The organism is Flagellimonas baculiformis, assembly GCF_033441575.1.
GTDB classification, from domain to species: Bacteria; Bacteroidota; Bacteroidia; order Flavobacteriales; family Flavobacteriaceae; genus Flagellimonas; species Flagellimonas baculiformis.
Window position 1 is genome coordinate 62535 of record NZ_JAUZVW010000003.1, and the last position, 23365, is coordinate 85899.

At 47.3% G+C, this 23365-nt stretch carries 21 protein-coding genes; 9 read left to right on the top strand and 12 right to left on the bottom strand.

Annotation, left to right across the window (positions count from 1 at the left end):
* Positions 1 to 21 precede the first annotated feature (21 nt).
* Together SD450_RS05225 and SD450_RS05230 are read left to right on the top strand one after the other, a co-directional pair.
* Positions 22 to 1164, top strand: coding sequence for an acyltransferase family protein (locus SD450_RS05225; RefSeq protein ID WP_318343585.1), 1143 nt, complete (start codon positions 22 to 24; stop codon positions 1162 to 1164).
* 76 nt (positions 1165 to 1240) lie between these two features.
* Positions 1241 to 1882, top strand: a complete 642-nt coding sequence (locus tag SD450_RS05230) for a hypothetical protein (RefSeq protein ID WP_318343586.1) — start codon at positions 1241 to 1243, stop codon at positions 1880 to 1882.
* Here the strand turns inward: SD450_RS05230 and SD450_RS05235 are convergent, their stop codons facing one another.
* From SD450_RS05235 to SD450_RS05260, 6 genes are all read right to left on the bottom strand, one after another.
* Positions 1883 to 4045, bottom strand: coding sequence for an acylase (locus tag SD450_RS05235; protein WP_318343587.1), 2163 nt, complete (start codon positions 4043 to 4045; stop codon positions 1883 to 1885). It abuts the gene before it with no gap.
* Positions 4046 to 4097: 52 nt separating this feature from the next.
* Positions 4098 to 5135 carry a TPM domain-containing protein gene (locus SD450_RS05240; RefSeq protein WP_318343588.1) on the bottom strand — a complete coding sequence of 346 codons (1038 nt, stop codon included), beginning with the start codon at positions 5133 to 5135 and terminating at the stop codon, positions 4098 to 4100.
* 80 nt (positions 5136 to 5215) lie between these two features.
* Positions 5216 to 5548 (bottom strand): 2Fe-2S iron-sulfur cluster-binding family protein, encoded by a 333-nt coding sequence (locus tag SD450_RS05245; RefSeq protein ID WP_072875890.1) that lies wholly within the window; start codon positions 5546 to 5548, stop codon positions 5216 to 5218.
* Positions 5549 to 5579: 31 nt separating this feature from the next.
* Positions 5580 to 6638 (bottom strand): NAD(P)/FAD-dependent oxidoreductase, encoded by a 1059-nt coding sequence (locus SD450_RS05250; protein ID WP_318343589.1) that lies wholly within the window; start codon positions 6636 to 6638, stop codon positions 5580 to 5582.
* A gap of 65 nt (positions 6639 to 6703) precedes the next feature.
* Positions 6704 to 6943 (bottom strand): NifU family protein, encoded by a 240-nt coding sequence (locus SD450_RS05255; RefSeq protein WP_108422822.1) that lies wholly within the window; start codon positions 6941 to 6943, stop codon positions 6704 to 6706.
* A gap of 2 nt (positions 6944 to 6945) precedes the next feature.
* Entirely contained in the window at positions 6946 to 8085 is a 1140-nt protein-coding gene (locus SD450_RS05260; protein WP_318343590.1) for an Mrp/NBP35 family ATP-binding protein, read from the bottom strand.
* A gap of 279 nt (positions 8086 to 8364) precedes the next feature.
* Here SD450_RS05260 and SD450_RS05265 point away from each other — a divergent pair, with 279 nt between their 5' ends.
* Positions 8365 to 10023: an amidase gene (locus tag SD450_RS05265; RefSeq protein ID WP_318343591.1), complete on the top strand. Its 1659-nt coding sequence runs from the start codon at positions 8365 to 8367 to the stop codon at positions 10021 to 10023.
* On the opposite strand, the gene SD450_RS05270 is transcribed toward SD450_RS05265, so the two are convergent.
* From SD450_RS05270 to trmB, 3 genes are read right to left on the bottom strand one after another with little or no spacing between them, the layout of a single operon-like run.
* Positions 10020 to 10343 carry an MGMT family protein gene (locus tag SD450_RS05270; RefSeq protein ID WP_318343592.1) on the bottom strand — a complete coding sequence of 108 codons (324 nt, stop codon included), beginning with the start codon at positions 10341 to 10343 and terminating at the stop codon, positions 10020 to 10022. The genes SD450_RS05265 and SD450_RS05270 overlap by 4 nt on opposite strands.
* A 1-nt stretch (position 10344) precedes the next feature.
* Positions 10345 to 10974, bottom strand: a complete 630-nt coding sequence (locus tag SD450_RS05275; protein WP_318343593.1) for a LysE family transporter — start codon at positions 10972 to 10974, stop codon at positions 10345 to 10347.
* Complete coding sequence (gene trmB / locus SD450_RS05280) at positions 10971 to 11651, bottom strand: tRNA (guanosine(46)-N7)-methyltransferase TrmB (RefSeq protein ID WP_318343594.1); 681 nt, start codon at positions 11649 to 11651, stop codon at positions 10971 to 10973. Before trmB ends, SD450_RS05275 begins: the two co-directional genes overlap by 4 nt.
* Before the next feature lie 85 nt (positions 11652 to 11736).
* On the opposite strand from trmB, the gene SD450_RS05285 reads away from it, so the two are divergent.
* Complete coding sequence (locus tag SD450_RS05285; protein ID WP_318343595.1) at positions 11737 to 12849, top strand: glycosyltransferase; 1113 nt, start codon at positions 11737 to 11739, stop codon at positions 12847 to 12849.
* Here SD450_RS05285 and SD450_RS05290 read toward each other — a convergent pair.
* Complete coding sequence (locus tag SD450_RS05290) at positions 12774 to 13829, bottom strand: sensor histidine kinase (RefSeq protein WP_318343596.1); 1056 nt, start codon at positions 13827 to 13829, stop codon at positions 12774 to 12776. The genes SD450_RS05285 and SD450_RS05290 overlap by 76 nt on opposite strands.
* Positions 13829 to 14515, bottom strand: a complete 687-nt coding sequence (locus SD450_RS05295) for a response regulator transcription factor (RefSeq protein ID WP_318343597.1) — start codon at positions 14513 to 14515, stop codon at positions 13829 to 13831. Before SD450_RS05295 ends, SD450_RS05290 begins: the two co-directional genes overlap by 1 nt.
* Positions 14516 to 14728: 213 nt before the next feature.
* On the opposite strand from SD450_RS05295, the gene SD450_RS05300 reads away from it, so the two are divergent.
* The 5 genes from SD450_RS05300 to SD450_RS05320 all read left to right on the top strand — a co-directional run bounded on the left by SD450_RS05300 (position 14729) and on the right by SD450_RS05320 (position 21995).
* Entirely contained in the window at positions 14729 to 17095 is a 2367-nt protein-coding gene (locus SD450_RS05300; protein ID WP_318343598.1) for an autotransporter outer membrane beta-barrel domain-containing protein, read from the top strand.
* 97 nt (positions 17096 to 17192) lie between these two features.
* Entirely contained in the window at positions 17193 to 20012 is a 2820-nt protein-coding gene (locus SD450_RS05305; RefSeq protein ID WP_318343599.1) for a TonB-dependent receptor, read from the top strand.
* A gap of 148 nt (positions 20013 to 20160) precedes the next feature.
* Complete coding sequence (locus tag SD450_RS05310; protein WP_318343600.1) at positions 20161 to 20472, top strand: T9SS type A sorting domain-containing protein; 312 nt, start codon at positions 20161 to 20163, stop codon at positions 20470 to 20472.
* A gap of 147 nt (positions 20473 to 20619) precedes the next feature.
* Positions 20620 to 20943, top strand: a complete 324-nt coding sequence (locus tag SD450_RS05315) for a T9SS type A sorting domain-containing protein (protein WP_318343601.1) — start codon at positions 20620 to 20622, stop codon at positions 20941 to 20943.
* A 65-nt stretch (positions 20944 to 21008) separates the two neighbouring features.
* Positions 21009 to 21995, top strand: a complete 987-nt coding sequence (locus SD450_RS05320) for a long-chain-fatty-acid--protein ligase (protein ID WP_318343602.1) — start codon at positions 21009 to 21011, stop codon at positions 21993 to 21995.
* Between the two features lie 2 nt (positions 21996 to 21997).
* Here the strand turns inward: SD450_RS05320 and tyrS are convergent, their stop codons facing one another.
* Entirely contained in the window at positions 21998 to 23290 is a 1293-nt protein-coding gene (tyrS, locus tag SD450_RS05325; protein WP_318343603.1) for a tyrosine--tRNA ligase, read from the bottom strand.
* Between the last annotated feature and the right edge of the window lie 75 nt (positions 23291 to 23365).

Below are 23365 nucleotides of genomic sequence, written 5' to 3' on the forward strand. Positions count from 1 at the left end.
CTTTGGCCAAAACTTTTCAAAATGGAAAAAACAATTAGGCGTTATGATCTGGACTGGTTACGGGTCATTGTATTTGGGCTGCTCATTTTTTATCACGTGGGCATGTTCTTTGTCCCTTGGGGCTGGCATGTGAAGAACAATGTAATCTACGATTGGCTGCGTTGGCCCATGCTGTTCCTCAACCAATGGAGGCTTCCCATACTTTTCACCATCTCCGGGATGGGCACGTACTATGCCCTTGGCAAAAGGACCTTGGGCAAATTTGCATGGGAACGTTTCCTCCGACTGGGCATCCCTCTGGTTGCGGGTATGCTCCTCATTGTCCCTCCCCAAGTCTATTTTGAACGCTTGGCGGAAGGCTCTTTTTCGGGTTCCTACCTTCAGTATTATCCGTCTATGGCTTTTGATGGGGTCTATCCCGAAGGAAACCTCAGTTGGCACCATCTCTGGTTCTTGCCCTACCTTTTATTGTTCTCCTGGGTGCTTTCGCCCCTATTTATTTACTTGAGAAATCATAGCACCACGTTCATCGATGGGGTCAAAAGACTGCTCCAGAAACCCTTGAGAATCTATTTGTTTGTTATACCACTTTATTTTGTAGAAGCCTTGGTGGAGCCTTTTTTTCCAGTGACCCATGCCCTGATCGATGATTGGTTCACCATCATTTTCAATATCATCCTATTTTTCTATGGATTTGTCCTGATCGCGACCGGAAACGTATTCTGGGAAAGTCTGACCCACTTGAAGCACAAGGCACTTGTCATCGGCATAGTGGCTTTTTCGGGTCAAGTGGTCATCTGGTTGTTTTTTGAAGATGGTTATGTGATTCATTTTACCGAAGCCCTGTTGAAAGTGGTGAACATTTGGTCGTGGATCTTGGTGTTGTTCGCTTACGCCTCCCAATACCTGAATAGGCCCAGCAAGGGTCTTGCCTATGCCAACCGGGCCGTCTATCCCTTCTATATCCTGCACCAAACCGTGACCGTGGGCATTGCCTATTATCTCATGGATCTGGATTGGGGCCTTTTGCCAAAGGCATTCGTGCTGATCGTGGGCACGTTTGGCATCAGTTGGTTGATCTATGATCTTGTCATTTTAAGGATTCCTTGGCTGCATCCCTTGTTCGGGTTAAAAAAAGAAAAGGGCAAAAAGATTGCAGGTTAACGATTTAACTTCAATTTATCATCTTCATGGCAAGGTATTTGTTACTTTTATTTGTGCCAAATTGTTCTATCTTGCCATGAAGAAGCTATTTTTTGTTCTACTGGGAATGCTACTCTCCTCAGCTCCCTTGTTCGCGCAGGGTGATCTGCCCACTACGCGTCCGTTGAAAATTGGCGAGAAGAACGACCTCGACATCAAGGCCAGCAATCAAGGGACATCGCTCCGAATGCCTTCTGTTTTGGACGAGAACCTTACTTCCAAAAATGAAAAACCTGGCATCCAAATGCTCCCCGATCGGGAACTGCTCCAGGCAGGGCACGACATGGTCATCGACCCCAAGGTTGTGGAAAAAAAGGAAAAAGGAAGCAATGAGCATTTTGGCGACCAATATCTGGGTGATTTCAAGACCAATGCCAAGTTTGTGGGCATCGTGGCAAGGGACCACGAGTATGTGGATGGCGACCGCATCAAAATCTATGTGAACGGAGAAGTTGTGGAGTACAACCTGTTGTTATCTGGCTCGTTCAAGGGCATCAATCTTGATTTGGCCCCAGGATTCAACCGCGTTGAGTTCGAAGCCTTGAACCAAGGATCATCCGGACCGAACACGGCCCAAGTGGTAGTGACCGATGACAAGGGTGAGGTCATCCACAACAACCGATGGAACCTTTCCACCGGTTCCAAAGCCAGTTTGATCATTGTCAAAGAAGACGAATGATCACTGTCCAGGCCTGTACGTCCGCTTGGCCCGTTCCAAAACATCTTCCTTATAATATGCCGCATCTTTAAATTCGATATCGGCATAGCGTTGTGCCTGATCATCGAAATGGGGTGAATCAGGGTCTCCACTCTGTCCTCCGGCAAGTATCGTCTTGGCCCTGACCTTATCCCCGAATTCCACCACAGCCACAAAACTGTTGCCGCGGGTTCCATATATCTTTTTGGTACCGTTGTCGTACCGTGCACCATAGGCCGCCAACGCCCCCCACATACCACTGGCAAAACCGATGGGAATACTGGGCTTGGCATCGTCAAAAGGTTGACGGATGTCCCCGTTCAGCCGTTGGTAACGGTTCACTTCGCCCCAAGGCATTTTCCAAGTGCCAAAGTCATTTGTCAACCGATCTAAGGTTTCTTGAAACAGGTCTAATTTTTCCAAATTTGGGGAAGCGGAGCCCCAATATTCCACAAGTTCCATACCTGAAAGACCTTCAGGCCGCACTGCTTTGGAATAGCTCATCGTTCCATAATAATGGGCCAAGGTCATCGCCACAGATTCCTTGGAAGTGGCAAAGTCCCAATTTCGCATAACCTCCACTGCCTCCTTCAGTTCCGGTCTTGGTTGGGCATCATACGCACGTACCAGACCAGGAATCAACGCTTCAAAAGCGGGCAAATAAGGGTCGTGGGCCAATTGGATGAGGCTGTCCAAGGTATAACCGCTACGCTCTGTCAACAATCCAATGGCATGGACGCCCCTAAAATTTTCTTCATCCCTGGACATGTAGTTGGGGTAATCCTCTTTCTTCGGGCTGTATTCCAAGGCCGAAGTGTATGGGGTCGAATTGCAGTTCTGTATCCATCCATTTTTGGGATTGAGCACCAGAATGTTCTCGTCCACCGTGTGAAGTCCTTGCCAATCGGTCTTGGGATCACTGCCATCCACAGGCTCCCTGTAATCATAAATGGTATCGCGTTTCGGGATGAAGTTTCCATGGAAATAGGCGATGTTGCCCTCAGCATCGGCATAAACCGTGTTGTTCGATGAATTGGTTCGGATGTCCATCATTTTTCGAAAACCATCATACCCATCCTGTTTGGTACGGATATAGGATTGCTCCAAAGCCTTTACCGGCTCCCACATCATTGCCGATGCGGTCCATTGCCCCCCCACTTGGTGGGTGATCGGGCCGTGATGGGTGCGGTACACGGGAAAAGTCTTCTCCTTCAAACTGTCCCCATCTTTATATGTTAAGGTCACTTGACTGGAATCCACTGGGCGCAGTTCCTCTCCATACTTGTAGAAAAGTCTGCCCTCATTCTTCACTATGGTTTCCTTGAACTCGTCCATCACATCGGTATAGGTCGATGTATGCATCCAACCTGTTTTCTCATTGAATCCCTGATATACAAAAAACTGCCCCCAGGTGACGGCACCGTAGGCGTTCAGACCTTCCTCACTCACCACGTGCACTTCGCCCCGAAAATAGAAAGAAGTATGTGGGTTGATGAGCAACATCGCATTCCCCGATTGGGTCAAGTCGCCTGAAATGGCAATACCGTTGGAGCCTTGGGGTTCGGCCATTTCCTCTTCCTTTTTCTGTTGGAACAGTTCCATCTCAGGGATTTCCATCCCACTTTCGTAAAAGCTTTGGACCTTTCGGGTGGAAATGCGTTCAATGTCACCTCCAATAGATCCCTCGCTGAAATACATGGGCATCCAAGGCTCGAAACGCGTCAAAAGTTTGGGTTTCACTTCCGGATGGGTGTGGAGATAATAGTTAACGCCATCGGCAAAGGCATCGCAGAGTTTCTTCAACCATTCGGGGCTTTTTTCATAATTGGCCTTGGCCTCCTCCTCTGTCATGAAAAGTTTGGCCCGCAAATCACTGTACAAAGCCTCTTCGCCTTCCACTTCGGCCAATCGGCCCGTGGCCCAGATATAATTTTGCTCCACGCGGTTAAAATCATCCTCGCACTGGGCATACAGCAATCCAAAAACGGCATCTGCATCGGTTTTTCCATAAATGTGGGGCACTCCAAAATCGTCTCGAATGATAGTGATGTTCGCGGCTTGGGCCTCCCATTTTTCAACTTCGGTCCGTGGTTTTTCCGAACATGAAAGAAAGACGAAAAGAATGGCAACAAGAAATGTCCTCATTTGGAGTGTGGTTTGGTTTTTATCTCCATGAAAATACGGGAATTCTCCTTCCCTACCAACTTCCGCTGGCGCCGCCGCCGCCAGAACTGCCGCCTCCGCCGGAAAAACTGCTGGAACTTCCCCCGGAACTACTCGACCCAAACGAATGGCTGCCCGATGACGAAAAGGTCTTACCCACATACGTTTTATCCGATTTGAACCAAGAAAGCTTGAAATCTTCCTTGCCCTTGACCAAAATCTTCATCACGGCCAAAAGGATTGTCAGCAGAAAGAAGCCGCCAAAAACATAATAAACCCAGCCAATGTCCTCGACCAAGGCCTCAAAATCCAAATTGAAGCCATAGATCATACTCAGAAAAAACAGGGGCATCAAAATAAAGACCAACCCAAACCCGATCATGAACAGTGCGGAGAAAATCATGAACAAACCAGGAACAAGGCCCAGTTTCCCCACCATGATTCCCCGGAACATTTCCACTAGACCCGAATAACCCTTGTAGAAAACAAATACCCCGGCAGCAATAAAAATGGACAGGAACAGGGTGAACAACAGATAGCCCCACCAAGGCATTTCGCCTTCCGCCTCAATTTCCCTGTTGAACTCGGCCAAGGCTTCGGGGTTTTTGAGGAACTCGATGATCTGTCCCGTGGCACCATCTATCCCTGCAAAATAGGCTTCTTCCTTAAAATTGGGGATCATGATATTGCGGATGATGCGTGAGGCCACGGCATCCGTGATGTAGGATTCCAGTCCATAGCCCACCTCAATGCGTACTTCCCTATCATTTTTTGAAAAAAGGATGAGAATCCCATTGTCCTTGCCCACCTGTCCCAATTTATTCTGGTTGAAAACGCCATTGGCATATTGCTCGATGGTCTCGTAACCCAGATCATCAATGGTCAGCACCACCAATTGGTTGGTGGTCTCGTCCTCAAACTGGGTCAGTTTTGCCCGAAGGTCTTGTAGTTCTTGTGGAGTGAAAATGTTGGCATTGTCCGTAACAATCTCGGTCAATTGTGGGTACTGGTCCTGTCCCCAGCAAAATCCTGAGAACCACAACAAAGCACAGAAAAGTAATGTCCTTCCCATAAACTTGTTCAGCAAGAAAGACTAAAGATAGGATTTTGTTGCTTTGTCCGCTCTTGGATTTGATCGATGGCTTCCTTAGATCAATCCTCGGCAGGGGCCAGCTCCACTTCCAGACCGTCGAGGTCTTCGGTAATGTGCAGTTGGCAGCCCAATCGACTGTTGTCCTTTACAAAGAAGGCTTCGGCCAACATGGCGTCCTCATCGTCGGATTTTTCAGGGAGCTGATGGTCCGAAAGCACATAACATTGGCAAGAGGCACACATGGCCATCCCCCCACAGATTCCTATGGTACCCTCCGGGGCCAGTTCGTAGGATCGAACCACCTCCATCAGGTTCATGTTCATATCTGTTGGGGCATCTACCTCGTGCAGAACGCCATCACGGTCGGTTATTTTTAATTTTATGTCGCTCATAATCTGTCTAGGGGACAATTTTACGAAATATTTAATCTATTGCCTTGATAACTGCCTTCGGCGCTTCTTTTTTACTGCCATCAAAGCCTGTAACGCCCCCGACGGTGGTATATTTCATCACATACTTTTTATCGGGATGGATGCGCTGGTATGCACTTTGGCACATCAATGTTGCTTCGTGGAATCCACAAAGGATCAATTTCAACTTTCCGGGATATGTATTCACATCCCCAATGGCATAGATGCCGGGAATATTGGTCTGGTAGTCCAACGCATTGTCCACCTTGATGGCGTTTTTTTCGATTTCCAACCCCCAATTGCCAATCGGTCCCAATTTGGGCGAAAGGCCGAACAAGGGGATAAAATGGTCCACTGCAATCTCCTTATCTTCATCGGTATCGGTATTCCTGACGGTGACCTTTTCCAATGTGTCCTCGCCATGGAGGGACACGACCTCGGAAGGGGTCATCAGTTTGATTTTTCCTTGATCCTTGAGGTGTTGTACTTTTTCCACAGAGTCCAAGGCTCCCCTGAACTCGTTCCTGCGGTGTACCAAAGTGACTTCTTCTGCCACATCGGCCAAGAAAATGGACCAATCCAAGGCCGAATCTCCTCCCCCGGCAATCAATACTTTTTTGTTGCGATACACCTCAGGTTCCTTGATCATATAGGCCACACCATTGTCCTCATATTGGGCTAGGTTGTCCAACAAAGGTTTTCTGGGTTCAAAACTGCCCAGACCACCAGCGATGGCAACTACGGGGGCGTGGTGCTTGGTCCCTTTGTTGGTGGTGACCACAAAGGTGCCATCGTCCAATTTTTCAATGGTCTCTGCCCGTTCTCCCAGGGTAAAACCGGGCTGAAAGGGTCTTATCTGCTCCATAAGATTGTCCACCAGCTCCCCCGCCAATACTTCAGGGAAGCCCGGAATATCATAAATGGGCTTTTTCGGATAGATTTCGGAACATTGTCCACCGGCTTGGGGCAATGCGTCTATCAGGTGGCATTTCAATTGGAGCAGGCCTGCTTCAAAAACGGCAAAAAGACCCGTAGGCCCTGCTCCGATTATCAATATGTCGGTCTTGATCATGTGCAATGGATTTTGTGGCATGCAACTTACTGCTTGCCCAAGGAAAGGCGAATGACTTTTATCAGTTAGCTCAAATTGATGACTTCCTCAATTTGGGGCGCATATTTCTTAATGGTCATCTCCACACCGCTCTTCAGGGTCATCTGGTTGACGCTACAGCCTATGCAATTGCCCTCCAATCTGACTTTTACGGAATTGTCATTGTCTATCGAGACTAAGGTGATATCGCCCCCATCACTTTGGAGAAAGGGACGTATTTCCTGTAAGGCCTTTTCAACATTGCTTTTTATTTCTTCTGATGTCATGCTCATTTCTTTTTAACGGCGGCACAACCGGCCATTGTTGTAATTTTTATCGCTTCGGTGGGAGGGAGATTGGTGTTTCGTCTCACCAATTCCTGCACCACGTTTCTAGTCAGTTCCTCAAAAGCTTCCTCGGTCGGGGTAGCTGTCTGCAGTGCCGCCGGTCTTCCCACATCACCTGCTTCCCTGATGCCCTGCACCAACGGAATCTCTCCCAAAAAGGGCACATCGAGGTCTTCCGCCAGATTTTTGGCACCGTTTTGTCCAAAGATATGGTATTTATGATCAGGAAGTTCGGCCGGGGTAAAGTAGGCCATGTTTTCCACTATACCCAAAACCGGTACGCTAATGGCTTCCTGCTGGAACATGGCAACGCCTTTTCGGGCATCGGCCAAGGCAATTTCCTGCGGGGTGCTAACCACAACGGCGCCTGTTACGGGCAAGGACTGCATGATGCTCAAATGGATGTCCCCGGTTCCAGGGGGCAGATCCAGCAACAAAAAATCCAATTCGCCCCAATGGGCATCAAAGATCATTTGGTTGAGGGCCTTGGCGGCCATGGGCCCACGCCAGATAACGGCCTGGTTGGGCTGGGTGAAAAATCCGATAGAAAGGAGCTTCACCCCATAGTTTTCAATGGGCTTCATCTTTGCCTTGCCATCCACATTGATGGACAAGGGCTTCTCATTGGCCACATCGAACATAATGGGCATGGAAGGTCCGTAGATATCCGTGTCCAAAAGCCCCACCTTGAAGCCCATCTTGGCCAAGGTAACGGCTAAATTGGCGGTAATGGTCGATTTTCCTACACCCCCTTTTCCCGAGGCCACGGCCACGATGTTCTGTATGCCTGGAATGGGGTTCCCCTTGATTTGGTTGACCTTGGGTGTGGCGGGGGCATCAACCTTTAGGTTGACCTTGATCTTGGCCTTTTCATAGACCTCTCTGTGGATGCATTTCAAGATTTCCACCTCGGTCTTCTTTTTGGCCTGAAGACTTGGATTCTTTATCGTGACATCCACTTCCACCTCATCACCAAACACTTGAATGTTCGTGATTGCACCGCTCTCCACTATATTTTGACCATCTCCAGGCGCAGAAATTTTTTCCAATGCCTTGAGAATATCTGCTTTTTTCAACTTCATTGTCCGAATTTTATATGCAGTCGTTTGTACTGATTCTAAATTACAAAGATACGGTGTTGTGCTTAGATTTAGAAGTTGGTCCATTGAATTTCAATATGGTAGAACAACTTGCCTCTATATTGTGAGGATTGGTCCCATTTTAGTGTGCTTTTGGGCATTTTCCACGGCTCCAAACCTGGAAATAATACTTCTGTCCCCGTAGAAATACGCTGCAATCCATCGCTTTTTTTTGAAAAAAATGTAGATTAGGTCATTGAATACAACCATAACCGACCGAACATGCCAACCCACCTCAAAATTCCTCCTTTCCTTTGCTTTTTTGGTTTGATCTTCATGATTTCCTGTGCCTCAAAACAAGAATTCACCAAAAGGGATGTCAAGAGATCCGAACGCTTGATCGGCATCCAATTTTCGAAAGAGGCACGCGATACTTTGTATCCTTATTTGCATAGGAACCGGGAAGGGTTCGACTCACTCCGAAAATATCCGTTGGGAAATGATGTCTTTCCCGCCGTTCGTTTTGATCCCATTCCATTTGGCTTTGAGATGCCCGAACAATTGGAACATCAGGCTTGGGAAATTCCCGACCATGTCGAAATTCCACAACCCTATGATCTGCTGGCCTTTTATACCATTCCACAGCTGGCATCCCTCATCAAACATCAAAAAATCTCTTCCACCGAGCTCACCCAGTTCTTCTTGGCCCGATTGAAAAAATATCAACCCATGCTACAATGCAGCATCACTATTACCGATAGTCTGGCATTGGCGCAGGCCAAACGTGCCGACGATGAGATAAAAAATGGACGGTATCGAGGCATTTTGCATGGCATTCCCTATGGCACCAAAGATTTGATGTCCGTTGCCGGATATCCGACCACTTGGGGCGCCGCTCCCTACAAAGACCAAGAAATCGATGAAACCGCCACAGTAATCAAACGCCTTGAAGAAGCAGGGGCCATTCTGGTCGCGAAGCTGGTTTCGGGGGCCTTGGCCCGGGGCGATGTATGGTTTGGCGGCAAGACCAAAAATCCGTGGGACACCACCCAAGGAGCCAGTGGATCATCGGCTGGATCGGGATCGGCCACTTCGGCGGGACTGGTACCCTTTGCCCTTGGGACCGAAACCTTGGGTTCCATCACATCGCCGAGCAGCAGAAATGGGGTCACTGGACTGCGCCCTACTTATGGAAGGGTGAGCCGACACGGGGTGATGAGCTTGAGTTGGTCCATGGACAAGGTTGGGCCATTGGGGCGTAACGCGGAGGATTGTGCCATTGTGTTTGCGGCCATTCAAGGGAAAGACGAAAAAGATTTGACCACCATCGATCTTCCTTTTGGAATCGATTGGAAAAAAGACATCACCAGCTTGAAGGTAGCCTATCTCAAAGAAGATATTGAAAAAGATACCACGGAAAGTGGTGACAACTTGCGAAAGGCCCTTGAAACCTTAAGGGAAATGGGGATAGCGCCTACGGCCGTGAAATTGCCCGAAGCCGTACCCTATCGTGGGTTTGACATCATCCTCAGGGCAGAGGCAGGAGCCTTTTTTGATGCATTGGTGCGTTCAGGGAAAGTGGACGAGATGGTGGAACAGGACCAGCGTTCACGGGCCAATTCCTTGCGGCAAAGCCGTTTTATCCCGGCGGTGGAATACCTACAGGCCAATCGGCAAAGACAGGTATTGATGCAAGAAATGAACGCATTGATGAAGAATTACGATGTGCTCATTTCACCTTCGTTCGGGAACGACCAATTGCTTGCCACCAACCTCACGGGGCATCCCGTGATCGCTATTCCTACCGGTCTGGACAAAAAAAACCATCCCACCAGCATGACCTTCGTGGGCAATCTGTATGATGAAACCAGCATTTTACTATTGGCAAAGGCCTTTCAAGAGAATACGGAGTTTGATGAAATGCACCCTCCCGGATTTTAAAGCTCTTTCCCCGGGTCCCAAAAATGTTTTTGGAAATCCACAATTTGGTTGTCCTTTACCTTGACGCCCTCATTTTCCAAGAGTTGTTGCATCAGATTGGTGCCCCCAAAATGGTGTTTTCCAGTAAGCACCCCAACACGGTTCACCACCCTGTGCGCGGGCACCTCCTTTGCCGATGAATTGTTCATCGCCCAGCCCACCATTCGGGCGCTACGGGCCGCTCCAAGATATTTGGCGATGGCCCCATATGAAGTAACTTTCCCATAGGGAATTTCCCTTGCCACCGCGTATACTTTGTCAAAGAAATTTTCCTCTTCCATATCAACGGTAAAAAATCCGAATAAGGGTGATCACCAGTAGCAAGAGCATAAGTGCGCTCAGGATGTAATTGGAGTTTTTGGAAAAGCGGTTGGTCTTGGTCTCCAATTTATCAAAATAGAAGGTATAGAGATAGAGCACGGAGAACGTCCCTGCCCCGGCCGCCACCACAAAGGTGGTAATGTCCTTGGCCTCAAACTTGATCCATCCGGCTTCGTTCCACATGGCATTGAGTCCACTGTAATAAGGGATGGTGAGCAGGTTGACGGCGGCCAAAAGTATCCCCTTGAAAAAACTGTTCTTCTTGCTCAGGTTCACTTTTTTGATCTTCTGCGTTTTCTTCCGCTTTGCCACTACAAAAAAATAAATCGCGAAAAAGGCAAAAATGGCAATGGCAATTTTAAGAAGAATGTCGATGACCTCGGGATTCCTATATAAAAATTTGGAGATGAAAACCGCGATATAGGCCTGCACCATGATCATGGAGGACACCCCAAGGCTAAAGATGACCCCGTTGACTTTCCCTTTTTCCACACTGATCTTGGCCGCATTCATATTCAGCAATCCCGGCGGCACGGTAGCCATGAAGGCTGCCGAAAATGTGGCAAAAAAAAGGATGAGGATATGGGTCATTGGTCGGGCGATCCTAACTTAAACTGGATATATGTAATCGGTTTTCCTTTCTCAAGATACTGATTTTCATAGAAAGTCTGGATTTCCAAAACTTCTGCGGGGCTTCCACTGTTTTTATAGACATCGTGGTTGGCATAGGCAATCTCGTACCCCAGCCCTTGCAACAGCCCAAGCGTATAACCGTGCATGAACTCGCTGTCCGTCTTCAGGTTCATTGTGCCCCCCTTCTTCAGGATGTTTCTGTATTTTTCCAAAAAAACGGGATTGGTGAGCCTATGTTTGGTGCGCTTGTACTTGATCTGCGGATCGGGGAAGGTGATCCAGATCTCATCTACTTCATTTTCGGCAAAAAGATGGTCCACCAATTCGATTTGGGTACGCAGGAACGCCACGTTGGACAATTGTTTCTCCACAGCGATCTTGGCCCCACGCCAAAATCGTGCGCCTTTGATATCGACCCCGATATAGTTCTTGTCCGGGTTCCTTTCGGCCAGACCAATGGTGTATTCGCCCTTGCCGCAGCCGAGTTCCAGGACAATCGGATTGTTGTTCCCAAAAAAGGAGGCCCAATCCCCCTTGAACCTGAATCCTTGCAGGACCTCATCCCTCGTTGGCTGTACCACGTTCGGAAATGTCTCGTTCTCCCTGAATCTCTTAAGTTTGTTCTTGCTTCCCACTTTTGTCCTGAATTGACCAAAAATTTAATGATTTGGCAAAACTAAGGAAATCCACAAGCAAATTACATTTTGTTTTTTTGCACTCATGTTCAATTCCAAGCGGATTTTGGTCGCCCCGTTGAATTGGGGCCTTGGGCATGCCACAAGGTGCATTCCCATAGTTCGGGCTTTGCTGGAGCACGGCCACCAGCCATACCTTGCTTCGGACGGGGTCGCCCTGTCATTGCTGCAGAAGGAATTCCCGGAATTGCCCTCGTTTGAACTGCCCTCCTACAAGATCACCTATGCGGAAAAGGGCAAAAACTTCAAGATCAAGATGATCTGGGACTCTCCGAAGGTGATCAAGGCCATGGCCAAGGAAAAAAAAGAGGTGAAGCGATTGGTGAAGGAACATGGGCTGGATGGGATCATTTCCGATAACCGATTGGGGGCATTCTATAAAAAAGTGCCCTGTGTGTTCATCACCCACCAATTGAACGTGCTTTCCGGAAATACTACCTGGATGAGTTCCAAGGCGCACCAGAAGATCATACAGAAATTTGATGCTTGTTGGGTCCCCGATGTTGAGGGCAAGCCCAACCTGACGGGCAAATTGGGACATTTGAAAAAATCCAAGCTGAAGATTGCTTACTTGGGGCCGCTGAGCCGTTTTGAAAAATTGGATATTCCTATTTCCCATGATCTCATGGTGCTGCTTTCCGGCCCGGAGCCCCAGCGCACCTTTTTGGAGGAAAAACTGTTGAAAGAACTGCAAGGATTTGAGGGAAACATTGTTTTTGTGCGTGGAAAAATTGAAGATGAGCAAACGTTCGAAGAGCAAAAATTGGCCAAGGGAAACCTCCGCCTATACAATTTCATGAAATCCGATGCCCTTCAAGAAGCATTGAACCAAAGTGCCAAAGTGTTGTGTCGATCGGGATACACTACGGTCATGGATTTGGCCAAACTGGAAAAAAAGGCGTTTTTCATACCCACCCCAGGGCAGTACGAACAGGAATACTTGGCCAAGCGATTGGAAAAACAGGAACTGGTGCCCTACTGCGAGCAGGATGCTTTCCGTCTTTCGGAATTGTCACGGATGGAAAATTTCAAGGGACTTGCCCAATTTGAATCCAATATTGATTATTCGGTCCTTTTTGCGGTTTTTTCCAAGGTGAACGAAAACTCGGAACCTACGCCCACTTCACTTTCCACATAGATTTTTTCACCGTGGGCCTCAATGATGTGCTTCACAATGGAAAGTCCCAATCCAGAACCACCTTCACTACGGCTGCCGCTCTGGTCCACACGGTAAAAACGTTCAAAAAGTCGTGGAATGTGCTGTTTGGGAATTCCTGCACCATTGTCCGTTACCCTGATGATGACCTTGTTCTTGATCAGGTTTTCCACACTGACCTCGGTGGTTCCGTTCGCATGGCCATATTTGATGGAGTTGACCAAAAGGTTACTGATCACCTGTTGGATTTTCTCCCGGTCCGCATTCACATACACAGGATTGGTGTATTCCATATCAAAAACAAGGGCTATCTGTTTTTGGGCGGCCTTCATCTCCAGCAGGTCAAACGTGTTCTGTATGAGTTCGATGACATCAAAATCCTCCCGCGCCAATTTCAGATCGCCAACTTCCAATTTGGTGATGAGATCCAAGTCCTTGACAATATAGATAAGACGCTCTACCCCTTTGCTGGCCCTTTGCAGATATTTTTGGCGCAGTTTCTTGTCGTTCATGGCGCCATCCAGCAGTGTAAGTATATAGCCTTGAACGGTGAACAGGGGAGTCTTGAGCTCATGGGACACGTTCCCCAAAAAATCCCTTCGGTACTCCTCCCGTATTTTTAAGGTGTCTATCTCTATCTTCTTGCCCTCGGCGAATTTTTCGATCTCTTCGGTAAGGGTTTTCATGTCCGTGGTAACGGGCTTGGACGAAAACGATGTGGATTCCAGGAGGGACACATCATCATATATTTTTTTAATACGCCTGTAGATGAACCGTTCCACCCTGATCTGGATAACGACAAAGCAAACGATGAAGCAGATCACGGCAAACAAAATGGCATACGGCCAATCCAATCGGCCCTTGTCCAAAAGAAAGGCCACGAACAATGCAGAAACAAAAATGGTGATCAGAAGGGATGACCTTAAAGCAAATTTATATGACTTCTTTAGCTTGATGGCCATTAAAGAACAAACTTATACCCTACACCCTTGACGGTTTTAAAGTGATCATCACCTATTTTCTCCCGAAGTTTTCTGATATGCACATCGATGGTGCGCCCGCCGACCACGACCTCGTTGCCCCAGACCTTGTCGAGGATCACTTCACGCTTGAAAACTTTGTTGGGTTTGGAGGTCAACAGGGACAAAAGTTCAAACTCTTTTCTGGGCAGTACGATCTCTTCCCCATTGTTGATGATCTTGTATTCTTCCCTGTTGATGACAATGCCCCCTACCTTGACAATGTCCTCCACTTCCTTCTTGTCCTCTTTCAACCTCCTGAGCAATGCCTTTACCTTGCTCACCAAAACCTTTGGTTTTATGGGTTTGGTAATGTAGTCATCGGCCCCGGCATCAAAACCGGCCACTTGGGAATAATCCTCTCCACGTGCGGTAAGGAAAGTAATGATGGTATTTTCGAGCCCTGGTGTATTGCGTATCACCTCACAGGCTTCGATACCGTCCATTTCGGGCATCATCACGTCCATGATGATCAAATGGGGAGCCTTCTTCTTGGCTTTGGCCACGCCCTCCACACCGTTTTTGGCGGTAAAGACCTCGTAGCCTTCAGAGGCTAGGTTGTAGCTCACAATTTCCAGAATATCAGGTTCATCGTCAACAAGTAGAATCTTAATGTCCTTCGTTTTCATGGGATGGTATTTCTATGTTAAACGCCCAAATGTAAAGATAATACTATAACGGCATAAATGCTTAACGTTCATTTAATCCCATAACCTTATTGTAACGATAAGCCAAAGAACACTTAACACACAGCTAACATCGCTTTTACAGCCTGTGGCGTTCTTTGCCGTGTTGAACTAAAGGTCTAACACCTTACTAATTAAACGAAAAACAAATAGATCATGAAAAAATTTCTTTTTTCTTTATTGGCCATTGCCTCCTTGTTCATTAGCTCTTGTAGCGGCGATGACAATGGCACAACCCCAACAGATGATGATCCAGACCCATCTGGTGAAGAGATTACCAAGACAGGTATTATAACCGCAGATGAGACTTGGGAATCGGAGAACATCTATATTCTTGACGGGAAGGTCGTCGTCGGTGACGGCGTCACCCTGACCATCGAGGCTGGTACCATCATCAAAGGTGAGGAAGGGCAGGAGACCCTGGCATCTGCCCTTGTGGTGGACCAAGGCGGTACATTGATCGCTGAAGGGACGCCTAGCAGTCCTATCATCTTTACCTCTGTACTTGATGGTATAGAGCAGGGACAGACAACAGGTACCCTTACCACTTCCGACACAGGTCTTTGGGGAGGTGTGATCATCCTAGGCAAGGCCCCCATCTCTGTGAACGGGGACGTGGAGACCGCTCAAATCGAGGGACTTCCCGCCGATGAGGACTACGGACAGTATGGTGGCACCGATCCAGCCGACAATTCCGGTTCATTGAAATACATCTCCATCCGTCATGGTGGTGTCGCCATCGCAGCGGACAACGAGATCAACGGACTTACTCTTGGTGGTGTCGGTTCAGGCACAACTATTGACCACATCGAGGTCGTTGCCAACCAGGATGACGGTATCGAATGGTTCGGTGGATCTGTGAACGTGACCAATGCCTTGGTATGGTCCCAAGGGGACGATGGTTTTGATGCCGACCAAGCTTGGACGGGAACGCTTTCCAACGGTGTGGTAGTCATGTCCACCGAGTCAGGTTCCGCATTGGAACTCGACGGTCCCGAGGGCAGTGCAGCTACCGAGGGCGGGTACACCATGGAGAACATCACCCTTATAGGTGCGGGTACGTCCAGTATGTACGCCGATCTTAGGGATGGATTGATCGCCAACCTGAACAACATATTTGCGTACGATTTTGGAGCTGAGGCCACTGTGAACATTAACGGTGCCGATTCTGCAACAGAACTTACCAACGACCGCATCACTTTCTCCAACTGGGAAATTGTATTGCCTGAAGGCCTAGTTATAGCAGATATTTTTGCTGGAGACTTCACTCCTGGTGACGAAAGTAAATTCTTGGATAACGCAACTGCAGTAGGAACTGGAAGCGTAGGTGCCAATATCGATGTATTTGGATGGACTTTGGCTGCTTCTGAAAGTGCCATTCCAGCAGAACCGCTAGGAACCACCATCACCAAAACAGGATTCCTAACTGTTGATGAGACTTGGACTGCAGACAACATTTATGTCTTGGATGGAAAGGTTATCGTCGGTGACGGCGTTACACTGACCATCGAGGCCGGCACCATCATCAAAGGAGAGGAAGGACAGGAGACCCTTGCCTCTGCTCTTGTGGTGGACCAAGGTGGTACATTGATTGCTGAAGGAACTGCAGATAGCCCTATCATCTTTACCTCTGTACTTGACGGTATAGAGCAGGGACAGACAACAGGTACCCTTACCACTTCCGACACAGGTCTTTGGGGAGGTGTCATCATCCTTGGAAAAGCTCCCATCTCCGTGAACGGGGACGTGGAGACCGCACAGATCGAGGGACTTCCTGCTGATGAAGACTACGGACAGTACGGTGGTACCGATCCAGCTGACAATTCCGGATCATTGAAATACATCTCCATCCGTCACGGTGGGGTTGCCATCGCAGCAGATAACGAAATCAACGGATTGACACTTGGTGGTGTCGGTTCAGGTACAACTGTTGACCATATTGAGGTCGTTGCCAACCAGGATGACGGAATCGAATGGTTCGGTGGATCTGTGAACGTGACCAATGCTTTGGTATGGTCCCAAGGGGACGATGGTTTTGATGCCGACCAAGCTTGGACCGGTTCTTTGACCAATGGTGTAGTAATAATGTCCACCGAGTCCGGTACAGGTCTTGAACTAGATGGTCCTGAAGGAAGTGTCGCTACTGAAGGAGGTTACACATTGGAGAACATCACCCTTATAGGTGCAGGTACGTCCAGCATGTACGCCGACCTTAGGGATGGTCTTATTGCCAACCTGAACAACGTCTTCGCCTATGGTTTTGGAACAGACGCCACTGTGAACATTAACGGTGCCGATTCTGCAACAGAACTTACAAATGACCGTATCACTTTCTCCAACTGGGAGATCGTGCTGCCCGAAGGTGTGGTCGCAGCAGACATTTTCGCTGGTGCCTTTACTCCAGGCGACGAAGCCAAGTTCCTAGATAATCTAACTTCCATAGTAGCTCCGGAAAATGCCACCATTGGTGCCGACATTACGGTTTTTGCATGGACTTTGGCCTCTGGTGAAGGAGCTTTGTAAGCCAACATCACAATAAAAAATACAATGTCCAAAGGCTTGACTTTTAAGCCTTTGGACAATTTTGTTAAAAAACTGAATGCTATTTAAACTTGATATAATGCTGAAAAAATTTCTCTTGGTAGCCGCCCTGACCTTTGTGCATTTCGGCTTTGCCCAAACTGGGACCATAAGAGGCAAACTCATGGATGGTGAATTTAACGAGGTATTGCCTTTTGCCAATATTTTGATAAAGGGGACCACCATAGGAACCACCTCCGATTTTGAAGGAGCCTATTCCCTGGATGTGGAACCGGGCACCTATACCCTTTCCTTTTCCTTTCTTGGTTATACTTCACAAGAAATAACCGATGTGGTGGTGGAAGCAGGCAAGACAGTGGATGTCAATGTATCCCTACAGCCTGCATCAGCACAGTTGGACGAAGTGGTGCTCACCACGACCGTCAGAAAAAATACGGAAGCCTCTGTATTGAACCTTCAAAAAAATTCTGTGACCCTTATGGACGGACTTTCATTGGAAGCCATAAATACCACTGGGGCCAGCAATATTGCATCGGCCATAAAGCGAGTGCCCGGTGTATCGGTCCAGGAAGGCAAATACGTCTATGTGAGAGGTTTGGGGGACAGATATACCAAATCCATATTGAACGGTATGGACATCCCTGGTCTGGATCCCGATAAGAATACGGTACAGATGGACATTTTTCCTACCAACATTCTTGAAAATGTAATCGTGCTTAAATCCGCCGCGGCCGAGCTGCCAGCGGACTTTACTGGGGGAGTGGTAAACATTGTGACAAAAGATTTTCCTTCCCAAAAACAGATGTCCTTTTCTGTTTCCATGGGTTATAACCCCAGCATGCACTTTCAAGACAATTATTTAAGTTATGAAGGTGGAGGGACAGATTTTCTGGGCTTTGATGATGGCACAAGGGAATTGCCCATATCTCCCAACACTGATGTGCCAAGCCCTTCTGATTCACGGAACAACGGTAGCCTTGAGGGCATAACCCGCTCTTTTGACAAGACCATGGCGACCGAACAACAAACTTCCAAGCCCGATTTCAGTCTAGGTTTCAGCTATGGGAACCAATTCAATGTCGGGAACAATACCTTAGGTTTCATTGCTTCTTTGGATTATAAGAACACCACTACCTTCTACGATGGTTTTGAAAACGGGATCTACCAAAAAAATCCGGAGAGCGATATTTATGAACTGCGATTTGATAGGAGACAGCGAGGCGATATAGGTTCCAACAACGTATTGGCATCCGCTTTGGCCGGACTTTCATACAAAACTGGAAAATCCAAGTATCGATTGAACCTATTGCACATCCAAAACGGAGAGTCCAAGGCAGCCCTTTTTGACCAAAGAACAGAAATATCCAATGCCATAGATGTGGTAAAAGACAACTTGGAGTATTCCGAGCGTTCGGTATCAAACGTGCTCCTATCCGGTAAACATACCTCCGAGGATGCTTCTTTTGTGACGGAATGGAGCCTTTCCCCTACCTTGACCAGTGTTCATGACAAGGATGTGAGGCTCACTACCTTCATTGTCAACCCAGATGGCTATACCATCAGTTCCGATGCCGGTTTCCCCATACGTTTATGGAGGGAACTCGATGAGGTCAACGCCGTGGGAAAGATCGATTTTTCCAAAAGCTACGAACTTTTTGGCAACAAGTCCATGCTTAAATTCGGTGGGCTATACAGCTACAAACAAAGGGATTATAGCATCTATAACTATAATATCGCCTTTTTCAACTTCAGTACGGCAAGCCTCAATGGCGAACCCAATGCCATTTTGGCCGACGAGAATATCTGGACCGTGGAAAACAATTCGGGCGCTTATATAAGAGGTAATTTCCAACCAGCGAACACGTTTGATTCCGAGCAGAACACCATGGCTTTCTATCTTTCCAATGAGTTCAAGTTTGCGGATAAGTTCAGAGCGATTCTTGGGTTGAGGGCTGAGCAGTTTACCACTTATTTTACTGGACAGAACAATACAGGAACTGAAGTTTATGACAATGAAAAGACCATAGACGAACTGGATTTCTTCCCATCTGCCAATTTAATCTATGAATTTAAGGAAGATGTGAACTTTAGGCTATCCTATTCACGGACCACTGCGCGGCCAAGTTTCAAGGAACTTTCCGTGGTACAGATTCCAGACCTTTTGACGGGAATCCTTTTCTTGGGGAACCTAGACCTAAAACCCACCTACATTGACAATTTTGACTTTAGGTTTGAAGTTTTTGGCAACAGTGCGCAAATGTTCGCCATCAGTAGTTTTTATAAAAAGTTCACCGATCCCATTGAGATCGTTGCTTATGACATTACCGCTCCGAACCAGTTTACACCACGGAACGCACCTTCTGCGAATGTTTTTGGTGTGGAATTGGAAGCGCGCAAGAATTTTGGGTTCATTTCCGAAGGATTGCAAGACCTTAGTATGAACCTGAACCTGTCCATCATTGATTCTCAGATCGATATGGCCCGTGGCGAGAACCAAGAATACGAATCCAGGCAGATTTTTGCCAGGGACGGGGAGACCATAGATGACAACCGTCAACTGCAAGGCCAGTCCCCATTCTTGATAAACGCCGGGTTGAACTACAACAACAGGGAAACAGGTTTGGAGACAGGAATCTTTTACAATGTTCAGGGAAAAACGTTGGAAGTGGTCGGTTTTGGACAAAACCCAGATGTGTTCACACAACCTTTCAACAGTTTGAACTTCAATTTTTCAAAGACACTGGGACAAGAGCAACGTTCCAAAATAACTTTGAAAGTGGATAACATTCTCAACGATGATCGTGAAAGTTTGTACGAGTCTTTTGGCGCGGCCAAACAAAATTTTTCGTTCAGGAATCCTGGTGTAGCTTTCTCATTGGGTTACAGCATCAATTTTTAAAATTTTCAACTTTATACTTTTGAAAGCCCCACAAATTGTGGGGCTTTTTGCATTTTATCGAAAAGTAACCTCTTATTCATCAAACGGTTATCCAATCGCATTGCATTTTTTATATATTTGTGGCACAGCCTTTGCCGTAAATAGATTTATGAAACACTTTTACCTTGTTGCCCTTCTTTTTGTCTGTGCCCTTGGATTTTCACAAGAAAATGCCCAGGGAAGTGCGGATATTGAAGGTTTCAAGCTGTATCCCAACCCTGTTACGCAAGGTAAGGTCTATATCGAGACCAAGCTGAATTCCCCCAAAAAAATCCTCGTTTTTGACGTTTTGGGCACCCAGGTCATTGAGACCACCCTTCTGGGCAAGGAACTCAATCTTTCCCATTTGGACAAAGGAGTGTATATCCTCAGGGTTTTTGAGAACAACAAAGTGGCCACCAGAAAGCTCATTGTCAAGTAGTTTCCTTTTATTTTAACGGCTTCAAGAACCGCCAGACCACAGTTTTTCCCTTTTTACCTACACAATTATTGCTTTCACAACATTTTGTAGTCCTTTTATAGGTGTTTATCTACTTTTACCCTGCACATATACCCCAAATCAGCATTTATGAAGAAAATCTACTTTGTCCTTCTTATGGCCTTACCCTTACTCACTTACGGTCAAGAACTGGTCAGTGTAAATACTGAGCCGGTACAGGAACTCAAGGGATTCAAAATGTATCCCAACCCAGCGTACGGGGATGAAGTGTATATTACCACCGAATCCAACGGTACCAAGCAAATCAAAGTCTATGACGTTTTTGGAGAGGTTGTGCTCACCGACAGGATCACCACCAATACGTTGGACATCTCACGACTCGTTCCCGGTGTGTACGTGCTCCAAGTAACCGAAGAAAAGAAAACCATGACCCGAAAATTGGTCATCAAATAAAAAAGACTCTCTTTCAAAGCCTCTTTTAAAAAGGGGCTTTTTATTTTTGGGTACTTTTGTGGCCCATGGACACCAACAATTTTCAACGGGTTTTTTCCATTACCAACGCTGCTGGGTTTGAGGATATGGCGTTGGACATCTTCCGTTTTCAATATGCCAGCAATAAGGTCTATGCAAAGTATTGCGACCATCTGGGAAAATCTCCCGCAACGGTGTCCAGCCTTTCGGAAATTCCCTTTTTGCCCATTTCTTTTTTTAAGACACACCGCGTAGTGTCCACCAAAAAAACACCAGAGACCATTTTTGAGAGCAGTGGGACCACCCAGAGCACTACCAGCAAACATTATGTGCCCCATCTCACCATGTACGAACAGAGTTTTTTGAAAGGCTTTTCCACCTTCTATGGCAATCCGGGGGAATACTGTATCTTGGCATTGTTGCCCGCCTATCTGGAACGGGAGGGCTCATCGCTCATCCATATGGTGAACGAACTTATTTTGCGCTCTGGCCATCCGCATAGTGGGTTCTATCTCAATAATTTGGAAGAACTCCACCAAAAACTCAAGGAACTGGAACAGAAAGGGACCAAAACCTTGCTCATTGGGGTTTCATTTGCCCTCTTGGACCTGTCCGAACAATACCCCTTACCGCTTAAACATACTATCGTCATGGAAACCGGGGGGATGAAAGGACGAAGAAAGGAATTGATCCGGGAAGAGCTGCACGCCATCTTGAAAAAAGCCTTTGACGTCCCCAAGATACATTCCGAATATGGGATGACGGAACTCTTGTCCCAGGCCTATTCCGATGGTGACGGACTGTTCCGTACCCCTCCATGGATGAAAGTACTGGCACGTGACACCGAAGATCCTTTGAGCATGCAGCCCACTGGAAAAACCGGTGGCATCAATGTCATCGATCTTGCGAATGCGTACTCCTGCTCCTTCATCGCCACCCAAGACCTGGGAAAAATACATCCTGATGGCTCTTTTGAAATTTTGGGTCGTTTTGATGATTCCGATATTCGAGGCTGTAATTTGATGGTGCTTTAAATCTATTCCACCACCAATACAAAATAATTTTTCTTGCCCCGTTGGAGCAACACAAACTTATTGTTGATCAGGTCATCTTTGGTAATAAGGTATTCCTCACCCACTTTTTCCTTGTTCACCGAAATGGAATTCTGTTTCAGCTCCCTTCGGGCTTCCCCGTTGGATCCCAAAAAGTTGGTCTTCGCGGCCAAGGCGCCGATCATGTCCAGCCCGGGCTCAAGTTCACTTTTGAAAATAAATGCTTGTGGCACGCCTTCAAAGACGTCCAAAAAGGTCTTCTCGTTTAATTTTTTCAAATCTTCGGAGGTGGATTTTCCAAAAAGGATATCACTTGCCTTGATGGCATTTTCCAACTCCTCCTTGGAGTGGACCATGGTCGTGATCTCTTCGGCCAATCTCTTTTGGAGTGTCCTCAGGTGGGGAGCTTCCGTGTGGGCCGCAACAAGATCCTCTATTTCCTTTTGATCCAAAAAGGTGAATATCTTGATGTATTTTTCCGCATCCTCATCCGAAGTGTTCAGCCAATATTGGTAAAATTTATAGGGCGATGTCCTTTCCGCATCCAACCACACATTGCCGCCTTCGGTCTTCCCAAATTTGGTGCCGTCCGCCTTGGTGATCAGCGGACAGGTGAGGGCAAACCCTTTTCCCCCTCCAATCCTGCGGATCAGTTCCGTTCCGGTGGTGATGTTGCCCCATTGGTCGCTTCCCCCCATTTGAAGGGTACAGTCATGATTTTGGAACAGGTAGAGAAAATCATATCCCTGGACCAATTGATAGGTGAATTCGGTAAAGGACATTCCTTCCTTCGCATCCGAAGAAAGTCGTTTCTTCACGGAATCCTTGGCCATCATATAGTTCACGGTGATGTGTTTCCCAACATCCCTGATGAATCCAAGGAACGAAAAGTCCTTCATCCAATCGTAATTGTTCACCAAAACAGCGGAATTGGGTGCATCGCTCCCAAAATTGAGAAAACGGGCCAACTGTCCCTTGATAGCTTCTTGGTTGTGCCGAAGGGTCGCTTCATCCAAAAGATTGCGCTCCGCAGATTTTCCGGAAGGATCCCCGATCATTCCCGTGGCACCGCCGACAAGTGCATAGGGTTTGTGCCCTGCCAATTGAAAATGCCTCAACATCATCACGCTCACCAAATGACCGATGTGCAGGGAATCTGCCGTAGGGTCGATACCCACATAAGCGGCCCGCATGCCTTCCATAAGATGTTCCTCGGCCCCGGGCATCACATCGTGCACCATTCCCCTCCATTGCAGTTCTTGAACAAAATTCTTCACCTTGGTTATTTTTTGAATAGGTGCAAATATAAAATGATGTTCCCAGTTCTCTGAATAAATCGGTTACAAATAGGT